Raw genomic sequence first — 24,754 nt, forward strand, 5'->3', positions numbered from 1 at the left:
ACCATACTCATCTTCTTTATTTTGGTTCGTCCACTTTATCTACAAAAAAGGTTCCATTATTGTAGGTACAATATGAAATATTCTTTATTTCTTGATAACCTAGCTTTTTTAATTCTTGGCGAAGCCATAGCGTTGTACGGTGATCGAGTGCTAAATGTTCTTCTTGGACTACGCCATCAATAATGTAAGGCAGATTTAAGCTTTCTTTTCCAAAAGGAGCGGTATTATTCTTTTTTTCAAAAACAGAAAGCTTGCCAGAAGGTTCTAAAATAGCAAATTCAACGTCAGCAATATCCTTCACATTTTTATCGCGAAGCTGTATGAGTAAATCGTTAAAGTTATAGCGCTGCTTTTGCATTTCCTTTTCACGAATTTCGCCATTTTGAATAATAACCGTCGGCTGACCGTCTAAGAAGTTGCGCATGCGATTACTTTTGAGTGACCAAAGAGCCAACCCAATTTGAATCACAAGTAAGGTGATCATCGGAACTAAGCTATGATGCAATGGATCATTTGTATTTTCAATTGCCACTACCGCTAGCTCTGCTAGCATAATAAACACGACAAGGTCTAAAATACTGAGCTCGCCAATTTCACGCTTACCCATTAGTCTAAAGATGACTAATACGATAAAATATAACAAAATAGTACGAAAAACCATTGTTACGATCTCCATATAAAAACCTCCGCACTTTGACATTCCTGACTAGTTTTCGTTTAAACACAAAAAATAGACGGATTTTTTTGCGTCTATTTCTTCCATTTTGTGAATATGCTCGTACTAAGATTGCAGTTTGACATATAAGGGGGTTTTTAGTAATGGAAGCAAAAAGAATGAGCAGTGCTATCTTTTTTGGAGTAATGATCATCTTTATCATCGGTTTTGTCATCAGCCTTTTGTTAGCACTTTTGTTAAAGTTTTCGTCTGTTACTGAACAAGCTTTGCAACTATGGATTGCTATTTTATCCTTTTTGGCAGTCTTTATTGGTGGATTTATGTCAGGTGGAAAAAGTGGCTCAAAGGGTTGGATGATTGGTGGAGCAACTGGTCTTATCTACTCTGTTCTTATGCTTATGCTACAATTTCTTGGATACAACGAGCTCTTTTCAGCTCAGCAGCTTTTATTTCACGGTGGGTTTTTACTGGTAGCCATGCTCGGCGGTGTGATTGGGGTCAATTTATCAGGCTCTAGAACAGCATAAAAAAGCTCCTACAGCAATGTAGGAGCTTTTTCTATAATTACGCTTCGCTACGGATTTCACGAATTGCAGCGCGGTCAAATACCATTTTAGAACCGTCTGTTGTTTTCACAATAACTGTTCCTTCATCAATTGCTTCAACTAAAGCGTGCATTCCACCGATTGTGATGACTTTGTCACCTTTCTTCAGTTCAGACTGCATTTGCTGTACAGCTTTTTGACGCTTTTGCTGTGGACGAATTAATAAGAAATAAAAGATGGCGAACATTAAAAGTAATGGCCATATTGCTTGGAAAATTTCCACAAGATCTCCTCCTTTAATCAATTTATCAACAGGTACTTATTCATATGTTGATGAAAAACCCCTGTAATGACCTAGAAATTTTTTGCATTTGGTCCGTTAAATCCATATTTATCAAAGAATTCATCACGGAAGTCACCTAATCGATCTTCGCGAATAGCTTCACGGACTTGCTCCATTAAGTTTAGCAGAAAATATAAGTTATGGTAAGATGTTAATCGAATTCCAAACGTTTCATTAGAACGAATTAAGTGGCGAATATACGCTCTTGAATAATTTTTACACGTATAGCAATCACAGTTTGGATCGATTGGCCCAAAGTCTTCTGCATATTTTGCATTTTTAACAACTAAGCGCCCTTCGCTTGTCATTAATGTACCGTTACGTGCAATACGCGTTGGTAGCACGCAGTCAAACATATCAATTCCACGGATTGCTCCATCAATCAATGAATCTGGTGAACCTACGCCCATTAAGTAACGAGGTTTATCCGCAGGCAGATAAGGTGTTGTAAACTCAAGCACGCGATTCATAACGTCTTTTGGTTCTCCAACAGATAGTCCTCCTACAGCATAACCCGGGAAGTCCATAGAAACCAAGTCAGAAGCACTCTGACGGCGTAAATCTTCAAATTCTCCTCCTTGTACAATCCCAAATAATCCTTGGTCTTGCGGACGACTGTGAGCTTCTAAACAGCGCTCAGCCCAACGGCTTGTACGCTCTACTGAACGCTTTAAATAATCATATTCAGCTGGATATGGTGGACACTCATCAAATGCCATCATGATATCCGAACCAAGTGCGTTTTGAATCTCCATTGCTCCTTCAGGTGATAAGAATAACTTGTCACCATTTAAGTGATTGCGGAAATGCACGCCTTCTTCTTCAATACGTCGAAGATCGCTTAGACTAAACACTTGGAAACCACCTGAATCCGTTAAAATTGGACGGTCCCAGTTCATGAATTTATGAAGTCCACCAGCTTTTTTTACAATTTCGTGACCTGGACGTAGCCATAGATGATACGTGTTGCTTAAAATAATTCCTGCTCCCATTGCTTTTAAGTCTTCAGGAGACATTGTTTTTACTGTAGCAAGCGTACCAACTGGCATAAAGATCGGCGTTTCAAAAGATCCGTGTGGAGTATGCACAATGCCAAGGCGTGCTCCGGTTTGCTTACATGTTTTAATATGTTCATAACGAATAGCTGTCATTAGTGTATTCCTTTCATGTTAAATTACAAGATTAGCATGGCATCGCCAAAGCTAAAGAATCGATACTTTTCTTTTACCGCTGTTTGATATGCGCCGATGATATGCTCACGTCCAGCTAACGCGCTAACAAGCATAATAAGCGTTGACTTCGGCAAATGGAAGTTTGTAATCATACCATCAATTGCTTTAAATTCATATCCAGGGAAAATAAAGATGCTCGTCCAGCCCGATGAAGCTTTAAACACACCGTCGTGTTCAGTTGCGATTGTTTCAAGTGTTCGCGTAGACGTGGTACCAACAGAGATAATTCGTCCACCTTGTTCACGCACTGAATTCAACAACGAAGCTGTCTCTTCGCTCACTTGATAGTATTCAGCGTGCATATCATGCTCTTCCAGATCATCTACGCTTACTGGTCTGAAGGTTCCTAGGCCAACGTGCAGTGTTAAGAAAGCAATATGCACACCTTTCGCTTTAATTTCTTCCAACATCTCTTCCGTGAAGTGAAGTCCTGCCGTTGGTGCTGCAGCTGAACCTTGTTCACGTGCAAACACAGTTTGATAGCGTTCGCGGTCATCAAGGCGTTCTTTGATATAAGGTGGCAGCGGCATTTCACCAAGCTGTTCTAATACTTCATAAAAGATTCCGTCATACTTAAATTCCAGCAGCCTTCCCCCCTGATCACTCACACCTTTACAAACAGCCGTTAAGCGACCATCTCCAAATGAAATAATCGTTCCTTCTTTAACTCGCTTAGCGGGCTTCACAAGCGTTTCCCACATGTCACCTTCCGTTTGTTTTAAAAGAAGGACTTCAATATTAGCGCCCGTATCTTCTTTTGTTCCAAATAAACGAGCTGGTAAAACACGCGTATCGTTTAATACAAGACAATCACCTTCTTGTAAATAGTCAAGAAGGTCTTGAAACATATGATGACGTACTTCACCTGTTTCTTTGTTTACTACCATGAGTCTTGATGCATCACGCTTTTCAAGCGGCGTTTGCGCAATCAATTCCTCTGGTAAATGGAAATCAAATAAATCTACTTTCATTTCATTCACCTGTTCCTACTAAAATAATTATTTAAATCGACCAATAAAAAAGAAAATAAGCGATAATAAAATGCTAATAACAATCGACGTAACGATTGGAAAATAAAAGGTTGTATTTCCTTTTTTAATTAAAATATCACCAGGAAGTTTGCCGATAAATTGTAGCAAAAAACCGACCAATAGTAAAATACCACCCACAATCATTACTAATTTAGGGAGATCGTTCACTTCTCTGGCACCTCCATTTGAAAATGATCATACACAAGCGGCGTCACAATCCGCCCTCTAGGCGTTCTTTGCAGAAAGCCAATCTGAAGTAAGTATGGCTCATATACATCTTCAATTGTATGTGATTCTTCACCAATGGTAGCCGAAATTGTATCTAAGCCAACTGGACCTCCACGGAATTTTTCAATAATCCCTCTTAATAATTTATGGTCAATATGATCCAAACCTAAACGGTCGACTTGCAGCATCTCTAAAGCTTCTGTAGCAAGCTGAACAGTAATCTCACCATCACCTTTTACCTGCGCAAAATCGCGAACGCGTCTTAAAAGCCGGTTGGCAATCCTCGGGGTCCCACGAGCTCGCCTGGCAATTTCATGCGTAGCTTGCGTATCGATGCCTACATTTAAAATAGAAGCAGTACGCTCTACAATAGACGCTAAGTCTTCTTCTTGGTAATATTCCAAGCGGCTTAAAACCCCGAAACGATCTCGCAGTGGTGATGAGAGCAAACCAGCTCTTGTTGTCGCCCCCACAAGCGTAAAGGGTGGCAAATCTAAACGCACGGAGCGAGCGCTTGGGCCTTTTCCAATCACAATATCTAGACAGAAATCCTCCATTGCAGGGTAAAGGACCTCTTCAACCGATCGATTAAGACGATGAATTTCATCAATAAACAACACATCGCCTGGTTCTAAGCTTGTTAGTACAGCCGCTAAATCTCCAGGACGCTCAATGGCAGGTCCGGAAGTAGTGCGAATTTGCACGCCCATCTCATTTGCAATAATGGTCGCCAACGTTGTTTTCCCTAAGCCAGGAGGTCCATATAGTAAAACATGATCCAACGTTTCGCTTCGCATTTTAGCAGCTTTAATAAAGATATCTAAGTGGCTTTTTACTTTATGCTGACCAATATACTGTTGTAGAAATTGAGGTCTAAGACTTTGCTCTAGCACTTCTTCTTCGCTAAGTGCATCGCCTGTCACAATACGATCGTCCATCATATTCCTCCTTCATTCGTTACTTAAGCAAACGCTTCAACGCTTCCTTAATATATTGATCTGTCGTCATCGACTGTTGCATTAAGGCTGGAACTACCTTATTAATCTCTCGCTCTGCATATCCAAGTACTTTTAATGCCTCGATAGCCTCATCTAAAGCTTCTGAGCTTTGTGATTTAACTTCTTGTTCGTCCATATCAGCAAATAGTGATGGCACTGCATCCGGTACGATATCATGAAGCTTGCCTTTCAAGTCCAAAATCATTTGACGAGCTGTTTTTTTTCCTACTCCTGGAAACTTCACCAAAAACTTTTCATTTTCTTCTTCAATGGCCTGCACCACCTGAGAAGGGTTACCTGATGCTAGAATCGCCAGCGCACCTTTTGGACCAATGCCTGAGACGCTAATTAATTTCATAAATAGTTCTTTTTGTTCGCGAGAATTAAAGCCGTACAGTGCTAAGATATCTTCACGGACATACTGATACGTATAAATAACTCTCTCTTCATTATCAACTGAAAACACATAAGGGTTTGGTGTAAATACCTGATAGCCCATTCCTTGGTTTTCAATGACAACGTATTCTGGATTAATATATGTAATCACACCTCTGATATAATCAATCAACTAACTCTCTCCCTCTCACATGAACGAAGGCAGTCTACCCTCCTTGTTATCATCAAGTAGAGAACACTGCCCAGTTCATTCATCTATCTTCCAACTAAGAAGCCGTAATAATTTTAATTTCACAATTGCTTTTGCATACTCTGTCGAACATTTAGCGCTGACTATTATTTTAACACAACCCTAAAAGTGAATAGAAGGAATTTGACATAGAAATAAAAAGAAATCTGCTTTCGAGTCCTTACTGTGGATTAGAACGCGACAAAAAGCGGCTACTTACTAGAAGTAGGCCGCGAATTAAGCTCGTACATTTTATAAAAATCCATCAAGGATACGTAATCATCTTTCGTTTGAACACGAATCCCATCTTTCAGCAGCTCTTCTTGATAGCTCTCTAATTTTTCTACATCAATCTGAAAGAAAGATTGAATAATATTTGTGGAATTTACCGGCTTCCCTTCAAACGTAGATAATACTCCGTTAACTGATAAGCCAACGTAGCCGTTTTCTTTAAGCATTGGCGAAATGTCGTCAACCGCCTTTCTAAGTACAACCTCTTCGTCTGATGCTTTAATCACTCTCCACATAGGATACGCGCTTAGTACTTCTTCTTTTGTCATGTACGGGGAATTCAAGATCTCTTGACTAATAACTCCATCTACATACGTACGCTCTAAAAAAATAGTCATTGGGCGCTCAGCTTCCACTACTCCAGCTAAGCTTACTAAAAAGCTGCTGATAGTACATACAATGATTATTTGATGAATGGTTCGTTTCATCCATCATCACCTCACACATGTAATTTGTCACTTCATAAAGATGACTGAAAGAAGAATTGCTATTTATATCTTTTCCTTTCTTTCTTTTTTTATCCATTTTCTTAAATATACAAAAAGAAGCTGGGCCAAAGCTAAATGAGTCCTTCTCAAAAACGAATCATGACTCTTCTACAATAGTTAGGTTTTCAAAACAAAAAATATCCGAACGATTGCAAGTTAGCTCGCAATCATTCGGATATCTCGTTGACTGGAATACTGATGTCCCAGCTCTTTTTTACTTAGCGGTCTTTACGATTAACATTTTCATCAATGGATTCATACAAGCTGTTGATGTTTGTACGAATAATTCCGTTATCTACACCGTTACGAATGTCATTATCAACATTACGAACGCTATTGAACATTCCGTTATCTACCTCAACTTGAAGATTATATTTTTTCGCTAAAGGCTTTACTTCTTTTTGCACAGCTTTTTTAAGCTCTTCTTCGTTCACGTTGCTGTTAGCTGGATCAACAGCTACCAACATGCGGTTATCATCAACTACTACTCTACAGTCTTTCACACCGTTTACACCAGCTGCTTTGTCTGCTACTTTCTCAGTCAAGTCTGCTGGGTAAGCATTTGTATTCGTTTGCGTAAGATTGTTTCTACCATTGAGATGACCGTGATAATTCATATCACTACCACCGATGTTAGCATTGCTATAAAAACCATTTTTATTTGTAGATGGGTTTTGATAAGAATTAGTTGGGCTATCATAACGCCCATCCGTTACGTTTAACGGAGCAGTTCGTCTATTGTTGTTATTTTCGTCGTCGCCGTCTAACATATCCGTTACAGGGCCTTTTCCTTGGTCAAGACGATGCTCATTTTCGTTTTCACTTGTATAGTAACCAACAGGCTCAGTGTTATCGTTATAACGCTGTTCCATTCCTTGGTCACTTGTACAAGCCGTTAAGCCAAACATACAGCCAGCTGCTAATGATGAAATGATATACTTGTTCAATCGAAACTCCCCCTTTAAATGAGCCACCTTATAGCGGACTCACCATTAGGGTCTTAAAGTTGAGCAAAATTTATGCTGTCAGTTAGCGGTAAACTCTTTAGATATTGGGGAATATACGCAATATCTCCCTATTTGTTAATTCTGCTTTTATAGCTTGCTTTTCAGTCCATTGTTTTAGCTGAATAAGCTCTTTATATGAAGGTGATATGCTGGTTAAACGAATGTACCAAGGCAGCAAAAGCATAGCTGGAAAGCGCAGAGCCGCAGCAAAATACGGTAAATGAAAAAGATTGCTCATCCCCTCTTCCTTTAGCAGCTTTTCAATAGAAAAGTCTTCCTGTAATAAAAAGCGTTGAGCTAGTTGAATATAATCCGTAAAAAATGTGGATTGAGCTGCACAATCAAAATCAATTAAATAATAATCGTTATTAACTCCCCTTAAAAAATTATGAGAAGCCGTGTCACCATGGATAATTGTGTGTTGATGCTTCTGCCCTTCATTTTCGTATTTATGCATGGTTACTAAACTGTTTTGACATAACTCTTCAATAACTTTATACGTTCTTTTTCCAATGATGGACTCAATAAGCTTGTTATGATGAATAAAACTAGCAAGTCGCTTTTGCCACACGTGAGTAAGTTCATACATTGGAAATATGTCTTTCACATCATACCAAGCAAATGCCGCGGTTTCATGATAAGAATGTAGTAGCTCAATGACTCGCTTTCGGTGATGGGATTGTTCATATGAAACCGGTGACTTTGTTTGGAGATAAGGCATAATTCCCCAAACTTCTCCTCTGGTTTTGATCACAACCTCTCCATCTGAAAAAGGTTCAAAATTAATGGTAGCGTTAAACCCGTGCTGTTTGAGTGCTTGAATGAACTGAAAATTACGATTAATCGTGTTTTCATACCGATACTTCTTTATTATTTTCATCCCTTGATTCGTGTTTACATAAAGTACGTGTGGCTTTTTTATATAGTATTGCTTCACACGAATTCCTTTTTCTACCAAACAAAAAAAGAGGCGATGTATAGAGTCATCGCCTCTGCTGTTATTAATCTTCATCTTCTTCATAATCAGGTATATTAAATAAATCCGGATCAACCGCTGGATATGGCGGTGCCCCTATCATACCAAATGGGGGTCCATACGGGGCTGGGTACGGTGCCAAGCGCTGATCTTGGTACCCATATGGCATCTGTTGGTATCCATACGGCATCTGCTGGTGTCCATATGGCATGGGCTGAGGAGATCCACATCCGCAGTCTTCTTGCGGTTGCTGGTATGGCATCTGCATACCCATTACGCTATTGTTTTCCATCTCTGGAGATTCCATCATTTCACCTTGTACCTGTGGCATCGACGGATACATTGGATACACAGGTTGCTGGTATCCCCAAGGTGGTGGACAAGGCGAGCATTGAACCGGACCACATGGCATATACGAATTCATCATTGGGTAAAATGGTGCATTCGCAGCATGCATTGGCGCATTTGGATGTTGCATTTGACCAGCTACCATTTGGTTATTTTCCATGGACTCCATTTCTTCCATTGCTCCTTGTACCTGTGGCATCTGCCATTGATGTGGATACACAGGATATGCTGGTGGCATTGGCGGTGGATAACACGGCATATAATGAAATCCACATCCAGGCATTACTGGAGAGATTGGTACAATTGGATAGCATGGCTGTTGCACCGGTGCTTCTACACTCTCCATCTCTGGACTTTCAGGTGACTCTACAACAGCTTCTACTTTTGGCTCTTCTTTTTTCGGCTGTTGCATCGCCATGTTTAACGTATAGTAATTGTTAATGTCAATTTCAGGAGCGATTGGCTGAATCTTTGGAAGCTTTGGCATCTTAGGCATTTCCTTTTTAGGCGCTTCTTTCTTTGGTGCCTCTTTTTTTGGCATTTCCTTCTTTGGTGCTTCTTTCTTCGGCGCTACTGGCGCTACTGGTGCTTCTTTCTTCGGCGCTACTGGCGCTACTGGTGCTTCCTTCTTCGGCGGCTGAGCAATTGGCATCTCTTTTTTCACTGGCTGCATGCTCGGAATTGGTGATTGTTCACTATCTATTTCTGTTACCGGATAAGCTTTCGTTGATTGGTCACTATATGGATGCTGGACTTTAGGCATTTCTTTAATCCCTAATGAGTTCCCTTCATTTGCAACAGGTACTCCGCCAGTTGGCACTTTAATTTTCATCCCAGGCATAATCATGTCTGGATTGCTTAATTGTGAGTTCATTTTTTTAAGCTCTTCAAAGTTTGCGCCATATTTTTGGGCAATTTTCCAAAGGGTATCCCCTTTTTGGACAATATGGATTTTCAACGTCATTCCCCTCCCGAGTCGAGTATATTTCATCTATATGTGCGGAATCAAAGCAAGTTCTGTTTGTTCATCACAACATATGCCTTGAACAAGTATTTTATTCTTGATGCTTAAAAGTTTGGATTTTTTTATAAAAAAAAGATCCATCACCACAAATGTATGTGAGAGGATCTCTTTTATGCTTGTTTTTCACTTTTCATTTAGTCCGACATCTTTAAACCATTGCAAGCATATTGTTGAGTGCTTTTTGAGCCAGTTCTGCTACTTCAGACTCCACTTTAATTTCATTGATGGGCGTGCCCTTATCAATCATTTCTAAAGACCAAAGCAAATGAGGAAGATCAATACGATTCATTGTTAAACAAGGACACATATACGGATTAAGTGAAATAACCTTCTTATCATCATGAGCATGAATCAAGCGGTTAACCAAGTTCATTTCTGTTCCAATTGCCCACTCTGAACCTGATGGTGCTTGTTCAATCGTCTCCATGATGTACTTTGTTGAGCCAGCGTAATCAGAGTGCTGCACTACGTCATGCGTACACTCTGGATGCACAATGATGTTCATGTTCGGGTGTTCTTTACGTACATGCTCAATGTTTTTTAACGTGAAATTTTCATGAACGGAGCAGTGTCCCTTCCACAGGATAATCTTCACATCTTCTATATCACCATCAAAAACGAGCTCATTTTCAATGGGATCCCAAATAGCCATTTCAGAAAGAGGCACTCCTAATTCATAAGCTGTATTTCTTCCTAAATGCTGATCTGGTAAAAATAAAATACGCTGTTTTTTAGAAAACGCCCACTGAACCACTTCTTTTGCGTTTGATGACGTCACGGTTGCTCCATGATGTTTGCCGACAAACGCCTTGATTTCCGCGGTGGAATTAACATACGTAAGCGGTATAATTGTGTCTCCAAACAAAGATTGCAAAATCGGCCATGCTTTTTCTGTTTGTTCAATGTTAGCCATATCGGCCATAGAACACCCTGCTCGCATATCAGGTAACACAACTCGTTGATTACTCGTTGTTAAAATATCCGCCGTTTCTGCCATAAAATGAACACCACAAAATACGATATAAGCAGCTTTTTTATTTGCTGCCGCCATTTGAGATAGCTGCAAGGAATCTCCTACCGCATCCGCGAACTTGTAAACTTCATCCTTTTGATAATGATGTCCTAATATGTAAAGCTGAGCGCCAAGCTTTTGCTTAATGATTCTAATTCTTCTCTTCATCTCTTCATCCGACATCATTGAATACTCAAAGGGTAATGTCTTAGTCTTTAACGTTTCAAACAAGTTCATGGTTCATTTCCTCCACGTTTAAGCTAATATCAAGTGACTGCACAGAGTGTGTTAATGCTCCTAAGGAGATATAGTCAACACCCGTGTCTTTATATAAAGCTATATTATTCAAATTCATTCCACCAGAAGCTTCTGTCGTAATGTGGTTTGGTACCTGAGAAATCCATTTCTTAATCGTTTGTGGGTCGCAGTTATCAAACATAATAATATCTACGTCTGCTTCAACCGCTTCTTTTAGCTGTTCCAGGGTCTCTATCTCCACTTCTACCTTTACCATGGGTCCAATATATTCTTTCACTTTTAAAACAGCGTTTTTAATAGAACCTGCATACGCAATATGATTATCTTTTAACATGACTCCGTCGTACAACCCAAACCGATGATTAACTCCTCCACCCATTCGAACAGCATACTTTTCTAACCCTCGAAGCCCAGGCGTTGTTTTACGCGTATCACAAATTTGTGTATGCGTCCCTTCCATTATTTTTCTCGCTTGAAAAGTCATCGTTGCGATTCCGCTCATGCGCTGGATAAGGTTTAATATAACGCGCTCTCCCGTTAAAATTGCTTGTATTGGTCCGTGAACCTTTGCAATGATATCTCCAGCTTCAACGTACTGTCCATCTTTTATATAAAGCTGAACTTTCGCTTGTTGATTTAGTAATTGAAAGCCTTCTGTAATAATACTATCACCCACAAAAACTCCACTTTGCTTAGTGACAATTTCAGCGCTTCCCGTTTCGTGACGTGAAAAAATGGCTTCACTCGTCAAATCCTGATCTCCAACGTCTTCAATAAAAAATTGATGAAGAAGTGCTTTAACCTTTAATGCGTTCATACAATTCCCCTCGTTTTCTTTGTATCATTCATTACCAATTACGCTAATACGCCTCGTAAAACATGAGTAACTTTTTGTTTCTCCCACTGATGACTAGTTTGAGGAAAGTCAGACCTGTAATGTGCGCCTCTGCTTTCACATCGATGTATCGCTGCAGAAGCTATGAGTTTTCCAAGTCTGAGCATCAAAATTCGCCGCCTTTGTTGTTCGGGATATGACCTTGTAAAGCTAAAATCCAACGAGTCTAGCTCCTCATCAAACCAGCTGATTGCTTGACGGAGACCAGCTCCGTTTCGAATGATTCCTACGTGCTGCATCATAACGGCTTGAATATCCGCTTGATGCATAATTAAAGACTCCTCAACTCTTGAAATCTGATAGTTTGTTTTATAATCTACGACTCGCCGACTTTCTTTTGATAGGATATGGCACCCTACTCGTCTACCGAATACGATACACTCTAACAACGAGTTACTAGCTAGACGGTTTGCACCATGTACGCCTGTACAGGCTGCTTCTCCTACAGCATAAAGAGATGGAATGGTCGTTTCTCCGTGTTCGTTAACTTTGATTCCACCCATTAAAAAATGTGCACCTGGTATGACAGGTATTCGATTTTTGGAAAGGTGAATATTTGCTTTTTGACAAAGAGCTTTTATTGTCGGAAAGCGTTTGTTAAACTTTTCTACTTCGCTAATATCTAAAAAGACATCTTTTCCTTTTTGTATTTGCCCAAAAACTGCTCTTGCTACAATATCTCGCGACGATAGGTCTTCAAACGGCTGAATTCCTTTCATGAAGCGCTCTCCATCTTCAGTTACGAGCACGCCTCCTTCACCGCGTACCGCTTCTGATACCAGTCCAGCAGCATGATTCCCCTCTCGCAAGAGCGTAGGGTGAAACTGAATAAATTCTAAATCTTCAAGTTCTGCTCCCACATCATAAGCAAGCATCAAGCCGTCTCCAGTGGCGTAAGCATGATTGGACGTATACTGATACAACCCGCCGATTCCACCAGTAGCCACTACAACATGCTCTGCTAAATACGCTTGTATCTTCCCTTTTCGTCCTTCTCCAATCGCTCCAATACATCCTTGTTCATCACAAATTAGCTTATGAACAATTTGATGCTCTATAATTTCAACATGAGGTAATACGCGCTTCTTTAAAAAGGCAAATAATAAAGCACCCGTTTGGTCTCCTCCTGCATGCAAAATTCGATTTAATCGATGAGCTCCTTCTCTACCAAAATGCAGGCTGCCATTTTGGAATTGATCAAACTCCATGCCGTTAGCAATGAAGTCGAATACGCAGCTGATTCCTTCTTTAGTTAATATATGTACGGTCTCTTCGCTGCAGTGACTGCTACCAGCTGCTAACGTATCATAAGCATGTTCTTGCCAACTATCATGGTTTCCCACCGCCGCTGCAATTCCACCTTGCGCTAATACAGAATTGTTTTGTTCTATGCTTCCTTTTGTTACAATCGTAACTTTCTTATATGGATACAAAGCATAAGCCGTAGCTAAAGCTGCCAATCCACTTCCAATAATCAACACGTCCGTCTTATGCATGCTTCACCTCTTACACTTCTGTTAATTTATAAAAACAAAAAACAAGACAATTAACTTTACATGTGTCTTGACACTTATATTTACATATTATTAAATAAAAGACAAGATATTTTTTATTTTGAACGAAAGAGGGAAAGCTATGATTTACCTTGACTATGCTTCAACCACGCCCATGAGTAAGGAATCAATCCAAGCATATCACACAGCGGCCACATCGTATTACGGAAATACAAACAGCTTACATACGGTTGGTACGCAAGCAGATGATTTGCTTTCTTTATGTCGACATCAGCTCGCTTCTCTTATTAATGGAGAGCAACAAGCCATCTACTTTACAAGCGGAGGCACGGAATCAAACGTACTTGCTATCCGCTCGCTTCTCCATTACACAGAGCATAGAGGAAAACATATTATAACGACTTCGTTAGAGCATTCCTCCGTCTTACAGGCTCTCTCTTCGTTCCAAGAAGTAGAGTATACTATTACTTATCTACCAGTCACAAAAGATGGCGTTGTGTCGATAGAAGCTTTGCAAGACGCCATTCAAGACGACACAGTTCTTGTAGCCATTCAGCATGTCAATCACGAGCTAGGATCAATTCAGCCCGTTTATGATATTGGACAACTGTTAAAAAAACGAGACATTTGGTTCCACTGCGACTGTGTGCAGTCATTTGGAAAATTACCGATTAACGTGAAAGAAGCAAACATTGATAGCTTATCAGTATCAAGCCATAAACTATATGGTCCAAAAGGCGTCGGATTCGTTTACATTCAACCAAGTTCTTCTAAAGCTTCTGCTTCCCTAACTCATTTCCTTACAGAAAGCCATAGAGGAACTGTGAACGTCCCTGGAATTGCAGCGTTTACGACGGCTGCTGAACATGCTTATACTCAGTTAAAACAAGCCTACAATCACTTCGAACACTTAAAGTCATACTTGCTTATACGCATCAAGGAGTTACAGGGATTCGTTGAGATGGAAGCAGCTAGCTCAGCTCACTTTCCTGGTATAATCGGACTAACGTTCCGCAACGTACAAGGTCAGTATGTTATGTTACAATGTAATCGTCACAATATCGCAGTAGCAACGGGCAGCGCTTGTACAGTTCATAAACAAGCCCCTCTTCGTTCGCTACTAGCTATTGGAAAAAGTCCAGAGCAAGCCAAAAATTTCATTCGCATTTCCTTTAGTTTGCATACGACTACGAAAGATTTAGATGAACTAATGAATGTGCTTCATTTATTACATAAAGAGATTATGAAGGAGCGGTAAGACCATGTCAGAAAATCAACGCAAAGTTTTAGGTGAAGAGCGACGAGAACTTATTTTACAATGGTTAAAAGATGAACAGAAGCCGATGACGGGCAGTGAACTATCAAAAAGAACAAAGGTAAGCAGACAGGTGATTGTTCAGGATATCTCGCTCTTAAAAGCCCGTAATGAACCTATTTTAGCCACAAGCCAAGGCTATATTTATATGCAGTCTCCTGGCCAAGCATCCTCTCAGCAGCGAATTATTGCTTGTCATCACGCACCTGAAGATACAGAGAAAGAGCTTTTTCTCATCGTAGACCACGGAGTGTGCGTAAAAGACGTAATCATTGAACACCCCGTATACGGAGAGCTTACGGCTTCAATGATGGTTCAAACTCGTAAAGATGTAGAAGCTTTTTTACACAAGATTAATCAAACCAACGCAACCTATCTTTCACAATTAACAGAAGGCACCCACCTTCACACGCTTGAAGCAGACTCCGTTCAGAAGCTTGATGCAGCCTGTCATGCACTTGAGCAAGCTGGCTACCTATTAAAGAGTGAATAAAAAAATCCCGCTATGTTTTATAGCGGGATTTTTTGGTCGAGTAGCGTATGTGGATAGCTTCCTAAAACAGCTACCTTACATCCAAGTGCTTCAAGTTCAGCAATCGCGCTTGGGATGAGCACCTCGTCCATTTTCTGTTCAATATCGACAATAAAGAAGTAGTTTCCTAATCCTGTCTTCATTGGCCTTGATTCAATTTTAGATAGGTTTAGCTTACGCCATGCAAACGCAGACAGTACTTGATGTAGTGCTCCTGCTTGATCCGATGGTAATGTAATCATTAACGTCGTCTTGTAACCATTCTCTTGCTCAAATGGCACTGCGCGAGTTCTATCCTTATGAAGTACAACGAATCGAGTCGTGTTGTGATCATAATCATGAATATTTGGGCGTGCGATATGAAGCCCATACTCCTTAGCAGCTAGCCCGTTGGCAATCGCACCAACAACTTCTCCAGGGTTCTCGCTAACATATTTTGCAGCAAATGCTGTTGATGTCATTTCTTCTACAGGAACATGAGCTAAGCTGCCGTATAAAAACTTATGGCACTGCGCAATGGCATGAGGATGTGAATAAACAGCCTTGACCTCTTCCCATTTGTCTGCATGATCAGGATGAACCATCAAATGCTGACGAATCGGTAAAATGATCTCGCCTACTACTGGAAGACGATGCTCATGAATTAAATAATCAAGTGTTAAATTAACGGAACCTTCTAGTGCATTTTCAAGCGGAACGATTCCATACTCTACTTCTTCGTTATACACCGCATCAATACAAGATGGAATAGTCTTAAAGGGAATCTGCTCATATTCTGAAAATACTTCTTGAACTGCTACATGTGTAAATGTTGCTTTTGGTCCTAAATATCCTACTTTCCCCACGATTCTTCTCTCTCCTGTCTATGTCTGCTTTCTAGTTAAGCACCTGAACCAAGGACTTCAACCTTGTCCACAAATGCAAGTCTTTTTAACTCTCGTAACAAATCGTTCAACTCAACCTTCATACTTGCAATATCTAGTGAGAGCGTAACGTTTGCTCTACCTTGCAGCGGAATGGTTTGGTGAATCGTTAACACGTTACAACCCGAAGAGGCTACGACACTTAGTAAATGAGATAGCGTACCTGAGCGATCTTCCAGGTGAAAAAAGAGCGAAATAATTCGCTGTGTAACAACCGTTTGAAATGGAAACACAGTATCTCTATATTTATAAAAAGCACTGCGGCTTAAGTCAACCTCTTGAACTGCATCGGCTACGGAAGCTGATTTTCCACGTTCAATTAGCAGCTTTGCATCCAGCGTTTTCTTCATTGCTTCTGGCAATACATCTTCTCGTACTAAATAAAACTGCTTATCCGCCTTATCCAAGTCAAGCCCCTCCCCCGTGACATGAATGATTAGTCGATAAATTCGAACTCATATTCAAATAGCTTTACAATATCTCCATCTTTTGCGCCTCTTTCACGAAGCGCTTCGTCTATGCCCATACCACGAAGCTGACGAGCAAAGCGACGAACAGATTCGTCTCTTGAGAAATCTGTCATCTTGAACAGCTTTTCGACTTTTTCGCCATCTAATACAAATGAACCGTCGCTATCGCGTGTAATTTGGAATTCAACTTCCTTCTTCTCGTGCTTGTAAAGTACGCGGTGAGTCGATAAATCTTCCTCTTCATGCATTGGGAATTCAGGCGTTGTGTCTACAAGATCAGCTACCGTAAACAACAATTCGCGTATTCCGTCACGCGTTGCAGCAGAGATAGGGAATACTTTTACTTCATCTCCAATTTTTTCTTTAAAACGAGCTAAGTTTTCTGCCGCTTCTGGAATATCCATTTTATTTGCTACTACCACTTGTGGACGCTCTGTTAAGCGTAAATTATATTGGCGTAGCTCTTCATTGATTGTTAGATAGTCTTCGTAAGGATCGCGACCTTCTAATCCAGACATATCTACTACGTGAACAATAACGCGCGTACGTTCAATGTGGCGTAAAAACTGATGTCCTAAACCAACGCCTTCGTGTGCACCTTCAATTAAACCTGGTAAATCCGCCATAACAAAACTACGGTTGTCTCCCGTTTCAACGACTCCTAGATTTGGTGCAAGCGTTGTAAAATGATACTCGGCAATCTTTGGCTTCGCAGCAGACGTAACCGATAGTAAAGTTGATTTTCCTACGCTTGGGAATCCAACTAATCCAACATCCGCCAGTACTTTTAGCTCAAGGATAACATCGCGCTCTTGTCCTGGCTCTCCGTTTTCAGAAAGCTCTGGAGCCGGGTTAGCTGGCGTTGCAAAACGCGTATTTCCTCGACCTCCGCGTCCACCTTTTGCAATAACCGCACGCTGACCGTGTTCTACTAAATCTGCAATTGTTTCTTTTGTCTCTGCATCAACCACAACTGTTCCTGGTGGAACTTTAACAACCATTGCTTCTGAATTGCGCCCGTGCTGACCTTTTGACATGCCGTGCTCACCACGATCTGCTTTAAAGTGTCGCTTATAGCGGAAATCCATCAGCGTACGTAACCCTTCTTCTACTTCAAAGATAACGTCTGCTCCGTGACCACCGTCACCACCAGCTGGACCTCCTTTTGGCACATACTTTTCACGACGGAAGGCAACCATACCATTTCCTCCGTCGCCACCTTTCACATATACCTTGACCTGATCTACAAACATGTACTTTCACTCCGTTCTAGTTCATTCTTCTGTACGCTTGTACAAAAGAGATCTACTCATGTATTTAACTTAATTTGAATATTAAACTCAGTTGGAAGAATTTCTTGTTCAACGCATGTAAGCATTTGACCATATTCATAACTACCGAGCTGTTCTTGTAAATTTTGCATATCCGTTAGTATTCCACTAAAATCAAAAAAGAAACGAGGTTCCTGCTCTTCGGTGCATAATGAAATACTCAAATAATTATCAGCATGATAATCAATATGAGATTCTAGCAAACCCGTTAAATAACGGCACCATTTGTATACTTCATTATCGTACTTTGATAAATCCTGAGCGTTTCCGAGCACTTCAAGTTCTAACCGAACCGCGTGGTTATACCAGTGGTAAGTCATAACAAAACCTGTGAACAAATGCATATTCATGCTTGTTAATTTTGATTCGTGCTGTGACTCGTTCACGATTGTATTGATGATGTCGTTTGCTCGATCTACCCGATTCAGTGCTAGATTGCCTTTGATTAGCTGTATCTTATTTAGCCAATCATGCCTAGCATATTTTAATACTTCGACAACATCCCACTCTTTTTTCATTTTCGCACTCCTAACTAACTTTTGACTCGAGCATAAGTAACTTCTAGGCGATAAAAAACATCTCGCATCATTGTTATTTAATATGTTCGATTATAACAAATTCCAGTGGAGAATAGGTGAATTATTCTACAAAAAGAAAACTCTAACCTCCATTGAGGTTAGAGTTTTCTTTTCACAGCTTATGCTTCTTGAGCTACTGGATATACAGATACTTTTTTACGGTCACGACCGAAACGTTCGAATTTAACGATACCGTCGATTTGAGCGTATAGAGTATCATCTCCACCACGACCTACGTTTGCACCTGGGTAAATTTTAGTACCGCGTTGACGGTATAAAATTGAACCACCAGTTACGAATTGGCCATCAGCACGTTTAGCACCAAGACGTTTCGAGATTGAATCACGACCGTTTTTAGTACTACCTACTCCTTTTTTAGAAGCGAAGAATTGAAGGTCTAATCTTACTAACATGACATCCACCTCCTGTTTAATTGTCGTTAATTTTTATATATTTACTGTAGTCTAATTCGATTGTTTTCAAAGACACGACCATTCCTTCTAGCAAAAGATGAATTTGCTCCAATGCTGATAAATCAACATTTTCTGGAATCTCACAGCGAAGATATCCACCATCTCCACCCTGCTTGATAACTGGCGTTACGCCGGTTATTGAATGAATAGCGTTTAAAGTGCCAAATGAAACTGCCGATGCTCCCGCACAAACAAGATCTTTTCCATGCTCGGAAAATTCAGCATGTCCACTCATCGTGAACCCGTCGATTTGCTTGTTTGCGTTACGAGAAATTGTCACCTTAATCATCAGATGCTAATCTTACGCGTTGATAGCGTCGATAACAACTTTTGTGTAAGGTTGACGGTGACCTTGCTTACGACGATAGTTTTTCTTTGCTTTGTATTTGAATACAGTGATTTTCTTAGCACGACCTTGTTTTTCAACTTTAGCCGTAACTGTTGCACCTTCAACAAATGGAGCACCAACTTTAACGTTGTCGCCACCTACAAATAATACTTTATCAAAAGTAACTGTTTCGCCTTGTTCACCAGCAAGTTTTTCGATGTAGATTGCTTGACCAGCTTCTACTTTAATTTGTTTACCACCAGTTTCGATAATTGCGTACATTCTCTGCACCTCCTCTAAAAACTAAGACTCGCCATCACAGGTGCCTATACTAGACTTAAAACCTGTTCTGAGCGGTTGTAGCACGGGTGCTACAAACCAACATATTAAATCTTACTACAGTATGAAGGTAAGTGTCAATTACATTTGCAACTTTATTCATAAAAAGATTACTTTCTTAATCTGTCCCGAATGACAGATTCTTTCCCAACGTATTTAACATGGTACATATGAGAAGCTGAAAGCGTTGGCGTACAGTAAAGCTTCAGTCCAATCATTTCTTCTATCGCATGAAAGAAACCATCGTTCTTTAAGTATTCTTCTACATCTTCGCGCGTTTCAACCCAAATGGCTTCTTCTGTTGAAAATCGATATTCCCATAGCTTACGCTCAATTTGAAACGCAATGGCTTCCGCATCCATTACTCGTCCTGTTCCATTGCAAACCTGACAAGCCGTCGTTAAGGTAGAACCGATGCTATCACGTACCTTTTTGCGCGTTAGCTGCAAAATACCGAGTTCAGTAAACCCAACTACGGTAGTACGAACTTCATCCTCTTTTACAATGTCTTGAACATACTTTAGCACTTCATCACGATCTTGTCGGCTGCTCATGTTAATGAAATCAATCAGTACCATCCCGCCAATGTGGCGAAGCTTTAGCTGCTTAGCCATCTCAAAAGCAGCTTCTTTATTAACGCGTAAAATGTTTTCTCTCAGTGAGCTTTTCCCGCTAAACTTTCCTGTATTTACGTCCACTACCGTCATTGCTTCTGTTTCATCAATGACAATATAGCCACCGCTCTTCAGCCAAACAATGCGTTTCAAAAGTTTTTCCAATTGGCTTTCAATCTCATAGTGCTCAAATACGCTTTCAGTGCCTTTATAATAGTAAAAAGGTAATGTTGGATACGCCTTAAGAAGCTGTTGGTATTCAGTAAAATCATCCACTACGAATTCTTGTATTGATTTTTTACTCGCATTTTGTACAAATGCATTCAAAAACTCTTGGCCTTTTTTTAAGAGCTTCGGTGCCTTTTGATTCTTGTTCGCTACGATTTCATGTTGATACTGAACTCGCAGCTCTTTGACTCTCTTTATTACCTGTTCCTCTGTCAGCGATTGAACAGCTGTCCGAAAGACAAGGCCTTCTTTCTCTTCAACCAGCTGTTGACCAAGCTGCTTCCACTTAACTCGCTCTTTCTCCTCCATCTTTTTCGAAGTTGCCACATAGTTTCCGTCTGGTAAATAAACAAGTTCTTCCGTTGCAAACTCAATCACACCGGTTAAGCGCGGTCCCTTTGTTCCAATTCCTTCTTTAATCACCTGAACAACAATGGCTTCTCCTTCTCGAATAAAAGCTGACATTGGCTTACTGTCTCTTTGAGTGTCCGAATCATTTCGATATGAAACGAGCTCTTGCTGATGAATAAATCCATTTTGTGATAGACCAATATCAACAAAAGCGGCCTGCATACCTGGTACAACCCTCACAACTCGACCTATATAAATATCACCAACAATTTGGTGCTTATTCTGCTCTTCTAAATAAATCTCTTCTAGCTCTCCATCATTTATAACGGCAATGCGCTTCGATTTTGTTGCAGCATTAATAATACATTTTCTCACGTTTAAATCTCCACTTCTTTAATGTTCAATAAAAAAAGTCCGGCTACGCGTTCAGCCGAACCTTACCTTCTTTATATGTTACTTGATTTTAATAGATAGATACAAGTTCATCAAGCGAGCTGTCCACTCTTTTCTCCACAAAATAAGCATGAAGCAGCTCGTTTTCATCAATTCTCAACGCTTCACCGTTTGCTTGAAACACAACCATATGCTTACAGCCTCTTTTAAACTTTTTTAATACATCATAAATCTGCTCATTTGCAGAAGCAGTTACTGGCTGTAAAGTAGAAATTGCATTTTCTTTCCCATGATATCGTTCTAGTAAAAAGCGCATGTAGACAAAATGACGGTTTCGCCATTCTTGATAATGACAAAGAATTAAAAAGGCTAGCACCATCCATAAATGAAGGTGCATTGCATAAACAATGGCCGTATAGAGGCATAAAGCTATTAAAAATCCACTTGATAGTTTTAGCATTCGTTCATGTGCTGTTAAAAACGGCGCATATCTACTGCACCATAAAAACAAAATCTTTCCTCCATCTAGAGGCCAAATAGGTAATAAATTAAAAAAGAAGATAAGCGCATTTTGATAGAGAAATTGTTCATACGTTTCCGCTTGAATCCAACCAAGCTCAGCAAATAAATAAGCACCGCCAACGAGCCAAATATGCTGAATAGGTCCGCTAATCGTAACGATTAGCTCTTCACGAAATGGACGGTTTCCATGTTCATCCACTTCCGCTACTCCACCAAACGGCAGCAGCATAATTCGCTTGATTCGCCATGAAAAATGGTGAGCAGCAAGCGCGTGACCCAACTCATGAATAAGGATAATCACAAACAAAATCATCAGCGGCTTAATCGCCGCTGTAAAAATCCCAATAATAAAAACCCCCCACAACAGAGGGTGAATATGAATTTTCATCAGCAGTGATAAGTAGCTATTCAAATTGAATCACCTGACTAGGGTCCACAAACTTTTCACCTTTTTTAATTGCAAAATAAAAGAGGCCTGTTTCTCCGTCATCTGAACTCGCTACTACGCCAAGTTGTTTTCCTTTATTAACAAAGTCATAAACGTTTACATCAACCGTCTTTAGTTGCCCATACCATGTTTCAGAGCCATCAGCATGTTGGATAATTACTGTGTTTCCAATTCCATCTCGTTTTCCAACATAGCGAACAATTCCTTCGCTCATCGCTTCGACAACAGAATCTGCTCCCGTTTGAATTGTTACACCCTGCTTATCTTCTTCAAAGGTCTCCATTACTTTTCCAGATGCAGGCATAACATAATCTCCGCTGACGCTTTGTTCATCGCTTTTAGGTTCAGCCTTTTGTGGTAAAAGCGTGAGCGGTTTGCCAAATTGATCTTCGTACCAAGATGAAACAGTAGCAAACTGAAATTCTTGATCCATCGTTCTAGAGATGTACACCCTTGCTTTTTCAAACGTTGGGGAAGGACTTTTAAATAAAATAGCGACGATAAGTACTAAGCAAGCTGACGCTAAGACTTTAAAAAAGAAGCGCTCTTTTCGAAAAAAGGGATAGCGCTCACCGCTACTTTTAGTAGGTGTATATTCAATAGGTGAATAATCAGGAAGTCCATACTTTTCTTCTTCACTCATCAATGACGTATGAAGCGGTTCATGCGGGATTTTCTTAGCAGTAGAAAGCTGCCTTTTTTTACGCTCAGCAATTCGCTTTCGAATTTCATCAGCACGTCGATTCATGATTCATCATTCTCCTTGTCCTTAAACTTATATAATTTAATGTATGACTTGTCCGGCATCGTTATGACAGGATAAAAATGATGAATAGTGAAACAAAAAAAAGCTTCCACAATGGAAGCTTTTCAAACAAACGCTTTGTTTTTATGCACGTACACCAAAGAATCGTTTGATGCGTGCGAACATCCCTTTATTTTCATCATCAAGCGATTGTAAAGGAACGGTTTCACCAAGAATTCGTCGCGCAATATTACGATAAGCAATGGAAGCCTTACTAGATGGGTCCATAACGATGGGCTCACCGCTATTAGATGCTTTAATGACATTTTCATCATCGGCTACAATTCCGATGAGGTCAACTGCAAGCAGCTGAGCAATTTCATCCACATCAAGCATATCTCCGTTTTTCATCATATGGCTTCGAATTCGGTTAATGACAAGCTTTGGCGATTCAATATCTTCTTGCTCGAGCAACCCAATAATGCGATCAGCATCACGAACAGCTGACACTTCCGGAGTTGTCACAACAAGCGCTTTATCTGCGCCAGCTACTGCATTTTTATATCCTTGCTCAATACCAGCTGGGCAATCAATAATGACATAGTCATACTCTTGCTTTAATTCAAGAATCAGCTCGCGCATTTGCTCTGGCTGAACAGCTGTCTTATCGCTCGTTTGAGCAGCAGGAAGCAGATACAAACATTCAAATCGTTTGTCTTTAATTAAGGCTTTTTGAGGTTGGCAACGCCCTTCTACCACGTCTACAAGATCATATATAATTCGATTTTCTAGTCCCATCACAACATCTAAGTTGCGCAGACCGATATCAGTGTCTACTAAACAAACGCGCTTTCCAGCTAACGCTAGCGCAGTACCTAAGTTGGCAGATGTCGTTGTTTTTCCAACTCCACCTTTACCAGACGTAACAACAATAGCCTCTCCCACTGTCAAATTCTCCTTTCTAACCTTGTCAAGTTAGGTCGTAGACTCGCTAAACCTTGAACGCGGTCTATGACTATTTGATTCGCGTCATCTAAATACGCACACTCCATGACACTTTGCTCTTTTTCACTATCCTCTTCTTCAGGTCGTGTGATAACATCAGCAATTCGAAGCTGAGACGGTTGCATAATTGAAGCTGCAATAACCGCTGTTTTATTACCACGATACCCTGCATGAGCAATTCCTTTTAAAGCACCTAATATAAAAAGATTTCCCCCTGCTACAATGGTTCCCCCAGGATTGACGTCGCCGATTAACAATAAGTCTCCTTCGACGTGAAGTACTTGTCCTGAGCGAACAACTTTTGCAACAGAAACTAATTCTTCTTCTTCTTTTACCCGTAATGCATCCTGTTTTAAAATGACGTTACTATCGATTTTTTTGACTACTAAGTGTCGATTCTTCTCGATGAGCGCCTTTAACTCGTTTTCCTGGTCTTCAGTCATAAAACGATTTCCAACTTTTACATATACGGTGACATGCTGCTCGTCATCTCCATGTTTATTCGTCAAAAGCTTCGTCTGTAGTTCAGCTAATAGCTCCTCGAACGAACATGCGTCATTGAGATGGAGCGTTAGTCCATCTTTCGTTCCTTTAATAGTTATATTTTGTTGCTTTTGTTTATTCAAGACGCTCACCTCAACGAATATATAATTTCGACAGAGACTTAC

29 protein-coding genes and 1 other annotated feature are annotated in these 24,754 nt (G+C 40.3%); of the genes, 3 read left to right on the forward strand and 26 right to left on the reverse strand.

The features are described from left to right. Positions 1–16 precede the first annotated feature (16 nt). The gene (locus LZP85_RS15900; RefSeq protein WP_119543600.1) at positions 17–676 is read right to left on the reverse strand and encodes a DUF421 domain-containing protein; all 660 of its coding nucleotides are present in this window, start codon (positions 674–676) and stop codon (positions 17–19) included. Between the two features lie 143 nt (positions 677–819). Here LZP85_RS15900 and LZP85_RS15905 point away from each other — a divergent pair, with 143 nt between their 5' ends. Further along, the gene (locus tag LZP85_RS15905; RefSeq protein ID WP_025911747.1) at positions 820–1,203 is read left to right on the forward strand and encodes a TIGR04086 family membrane protein; all 384 of its coding nucleotides are present in this window, start codon (positions 820–822) and stop codon (positions 1,201–1,203) included. Positions 1,204–1,240: 37 nt separating this feature from the next. On the opposite strand, the gene yajC is transcribed toward LZP85_RS15905, so the two are convergent. From yajC to nadB, 13 genes are all read right to left on the reverse strand, one after another. Beyond that, positions 1,241–1,504 carry a preprotein translocase subunit YajC gene (yajC, locus tag LZP85_RS15910; protein WP_025908505.1) on the reverse strand — a complete coding sequence of 88 codons (264 nt, stop codon included), beginning with the start codon at positions 1,502–1,504 and terminating at the stop codon, positions 1,241–1,243. A 71-nt stretch (positions 1,505–1,575) separates the two neighbouring features. Further along, a complete protein-coding gene (gene tgt / locus LZP85_RS15915) occupies positions 1,576–2,715 on the reverse strand; it encodes a tRNA guanosine(34) transglycosylase Tgt (RefSeq protein ID WP_025908506.1) in 1,140 nt (379 codons plus the stop codon). A 23-nt stretch (positions 2,716–2,738) separates the two neighbouring features. Further along, positions 2,739–3,767, reverse strand: a complete 1,029-nt coding sequence (gene queA, locus LZP85_RS15920) for a tRNA preQ1(34) S-adenosylmethionine ribosyltransferase-isomerase QueA (RefSeq protein ID WP_234561792.1) — start codon at positions 3,765–3,767, stop codon at positions 2,739–2,741. A gap of 27 nt (positions 3,768–3,794) precedes the next feature. Continuing rightward, positions 3,795–3,995, reverse strand: a complete 201-nt coding sequence (locus tag LZP85_RS15925) for a DUF2905 domain-containing protein (protein ID WP_119543597.1) — start codon at positions 3,993–3,995, stop codon at positions 3,795–3,797. Continuing rightward, complete coding sequence (ruvB, locus tag LZP85_RS15930; protein ID WP_119543596.1) at positions 3,992–4,993, reverse strand: Holliday junction branch migration DNA helicase RuvB; 1,002 nt, start codon at positions 4,991–4,993, stop codon at positions 3,992–3,994. The genes LZP85_RS15925 and ruvB overlap by 4 nt, the downstream gene beginning before the upstream one ends. A 19-nt stretch (positions 4,994–5,012) precedes the next feature. Continuing rightward, complete coding sequence (gene ruvA / locus LZP85_RS15935) at positions 5,013–5,621, reverse strand: Holliday junction branch migration protein RuvA (RefSeq protein ID WP_025908510.1); 609 nt, start codon at positions 5,619–5,621, stop codon at positions 5,013–5,015. Between the two features lie 269 nt (positions 5,622–5,890). Next, entirely contained in the window at positions 5,891–6,397 is a 507-nt protein-coding gene (locus tag LZP85_RS15940; protein WP_119543595.1) for a BofC C-terminal domain-containing protein, read from the reverse strand. 278 nt (positions 6,398–6,675) lie between these two features. Continuing rightward, a complete protein-coding gene (locus tag LZP85_RS15945) occupies positions 6,676–7,404 on the reverse strand; it encodes a YhcN/YlaJ family sporulation lipoprotein (RefSeq protein WP_224839997.1) in 729 nt (242 codons plus the stop codon). Between the two features lie 97 nt (positions 7,405–7,501). Next, complete coding sequence (locus LZP85_RS15950; RefSeq protein WP_182840854.1) at positions 7,502–8,401, reverse strand: phosphotransferase; 900 nt, start codon at positions 8,399–8,401, stop codon at positions 7,502–7,504. A 64-nt stretch (positions 8,402–8,465) separates the two neighbouring features. Then, positions 8,466–9,746, reverse strand: a complete 1,281-nt coding sequence (gene safA / locus LZP85_RS15955) for a SafA/ExsA family spore coat assembly protein (protein WP_407681851.1) — start codon at positions 9,744–9,746, stop codon at positions 8,466–8,468. A gap of 214 nt (positions 9,747–9,960) precedes the next feature. Continuing rightward, entirely contained in the window at positions 9,961–11,061 is a 1,101-nt protein-coding gene (nadA, locus tag LZP85_RS15960; protein WP_025908515.1) for a quinolinate synthase NadA, read from the reverse strand. Continuing rightward, the gene (nadC, locus tag LZP85_RS15965; protein ID WP_025908516.1) at positions 11,048–11,899 is read right to left on the reverse strand and encodes a carboxylating nicotinate-nucleotide diphosphorylase; all 852 of its coding nucleotides are present in this window, start codon (positions 11,897–11,899) and stop codon (positions 11,048–11,050) included. Before nadC ends, nadA begins: the two co-directional genes overlap by 14 nt. Before the next feature lie 38 nt (positions 11,900–11,937). Further along, complete coding sequence (gene nadB / locus LZP85_RS15970) at positions 11,938–13,473, reverse strand: L-aspartate oxidase (RefSeq protein WP_119543592.1); 1,536 nt, start codon at positions 13,471–13,473, stop codon at positions 11,938–11,940. A gap of 139 nt (positions 13,474–13,612) precedes the next feature. Here nadB and LZP85_RS15975 point away from each other — a divergent pair, with 139 nt between their 5' ends. Both LZP85_RS15975 and LZP85_RS15980 read left to right on the forward strand, forming a co-directional pair. After that, positions 13,613–14,749, forward strand: coding sequence for an IscS subfamily cysteine desulfurase (locus LZP85_RS15975; protein WP_061785226.1), 1,137 nt, complete (start codon positions 13,613–13,615; stop codon positions 14,747–14,749). Positions 14,750–14,753: 4 nt separating this feature from the next. Beyond that, positions 14,754–15,299 (forward strand): transcription repressor NadR, encoded by a 546-nt coding sequence (locus LZP85_RS15980; protein ID WP_061785225.1) that lies wholly within the window; start codon positions 14,754–14,756, stop codon positions 15,297–15,299. Positions 15,300–15,316: 17 nt separating this feature from the next. Here the strand turns inward: LZP85_RS15980 and pheA are convergent, their stop codons facing one another. From pheA to minC, 12 genes are all read right to left on the reverse strand, one after another. Continuing rightward, positions 15,317–16,186 carry a prephenate dehydratase gene (pheA, locus tag LZP85_RS15985; RefSeq protein WP_061785224.1) on the reverse strand — a complete coding sequence of 290 codons (870 nt, stop codon included), beginning with the start codon at positions 16,184–16,186 and terminating at the stop codon, positions 15,317–15,319. A gap of 32 nt (positions 16,187–16,218) precedes the next feature. Then, positions 16,219–16,668 (reverse strand): ACT domain-containing protein, encoded by a 450-nt coding sequence (locus tag LZP85_RS15990; RefSeq protein WP_025908521.1) that lies wholly within the window; start codon positions 16,666–16,668, stop codon positions 16,219–16,221. 29 nt (positions 16,669–16,697) lie between these two features. Beyond that, the gene (obgE, locus tag LZP85_RS15995; RefSeq protein WP_119543591.1) at positions 16,698–17,984 is read right to left on the reverse strand and encodes a GTPase ObgE; all 1,287 of its coding nucleotides are present in this window, start codon (positions 17,982–17,984) and stop codon (positions 16,698–16,700) included. A gap of 56 nt (positions 17,985–18,040) precedes the next feature. Continuing rightward, positions 18,041–18,580 carry a Spo0B C-terminal domain-containing protein gene (locus LZP85_RS16000; RefSeq protein WP_025908523.1) on the reverse strand — a complete coding sequence of 180 codons (540 nt, stop codon included), beginning with the start codon at positions 18,578–18,580 and terminating at the stop codon, positions 18,041–18,043. A gap of 179 nt (positions 18,581–18,759) precedes the next feature. Beyond that, on the reverse strand, positions 18,760–19,053 hold the full coding sequence (gene rpmA / locus LZP85_RS16005) for a 50S ribosomal protein L27 (protein ID WP_025908524.1): 294 nt from the start codon (positions 19,051–19,053) through the stop codon (positions 18,760–18,762). Between the two features lie 16 nt (positions 19,054–19,069). Next, positions 19,070–19,402, reverse strand: coding sequence for a ribosomal-processing cysteine protease Prp (locus LZP85_RS16010; RefSeq protein WP_078989235.1), 333 nt, complete (start codon positions 19,400–19,402; stop codon positions 19,070–19,072). A 12-nt stretch (positions 19,403–19,414) separates the two neighbouring features. Continuing rightward, positions 19,415–19,723, reverse strand: coding sequence for a 50S ribosomal protein L21 (gene rplU, locus LZP85_RS16015; protein ID WP_025908526.1), 309 nt, complete (start codon positions 19,721–19,723; stop codon positions 19,415–19,417). Positions 19,724–19,737: 14 nt separating this feature from the next. Further along, positions 19,738–19,810, reverse strand: a sequence feature (ribosomal protein L21 leader region). An 80-nt stretch (positions 19,811–19,890) separates the two neighbouring features. Continuing rightward, positions 19,891–21,348, reverse strand: a complete 1,458-nt coding sequence (locus LZP85_RS16020; RefSeq protein ID WP_119543590.1) for an Rne/Rng family ribonuclease — start codon at positions 21,346–21,348, stop codon at positions 19,891–19,893. 88 nt (positions 21,349–21,436) lie between these two features. Next, on the reverse strand, positions 21,437–22,300 hold the full coding sequence (locus tag LZP85_RS16025; protein WP_119543589.1) for a M50 family metallopeptidase: 864 nt from the start codon (positions 22,298–22,300) through the stop codon (positions 21,437–21,439). Beyond that, positions 22,293–23,084 carry a M23 family metallopeptidase gene (locus LZP85_RS16030; RefSeq protein WP_119543588.1) on the reverse strand — a complete coding sequence of 264 codons (792 nt, stop codon included), beginning with the start codon at positions 23,082–23,084 and terminating at the stop codon, positions 22,293–22,295. The genes LZP85_RS16025 and LZP85_RS16030 overlap by 8 nt, the downstream gene beginning before the upstream one ends. Before the next feature lie 141 nt (positions 23,085–23,225). Next, positions 23,226–24,026: a septum site-determining protein MinD gene (minD, locus tag LZP85_RS16035; protein WP_025908530.1), complete on the reverse strand. Its 801-nt coding sequence runs from the start codon at positions 24,024–24,026 to the stop codon at positions 23,226–23,228. Between the two features lie 2 nt (positions 24,027–24,028). Continuing rightward, positions 24,029–24,712, reverse strand: a complete 684-nt coding sequence (gene minC, locus LZP85_RS16040; RefSeq protein ID WP_025908531.1) for a septum site-determining protein MinC — start codon at positions 24,710–24,712, stop codon at positions 24,029–24,031. Between the last annotated feature and the right edge of the window lie 42 nt (positions 24,713–24,754).

The organism is Priestia flexa, assembly GCF_021441905.1.
Lineage (GTDB): Bacteria > Bacillota > Bacilli > Bacillales > Bacillaceae_H > Priestia > Priestia flexa.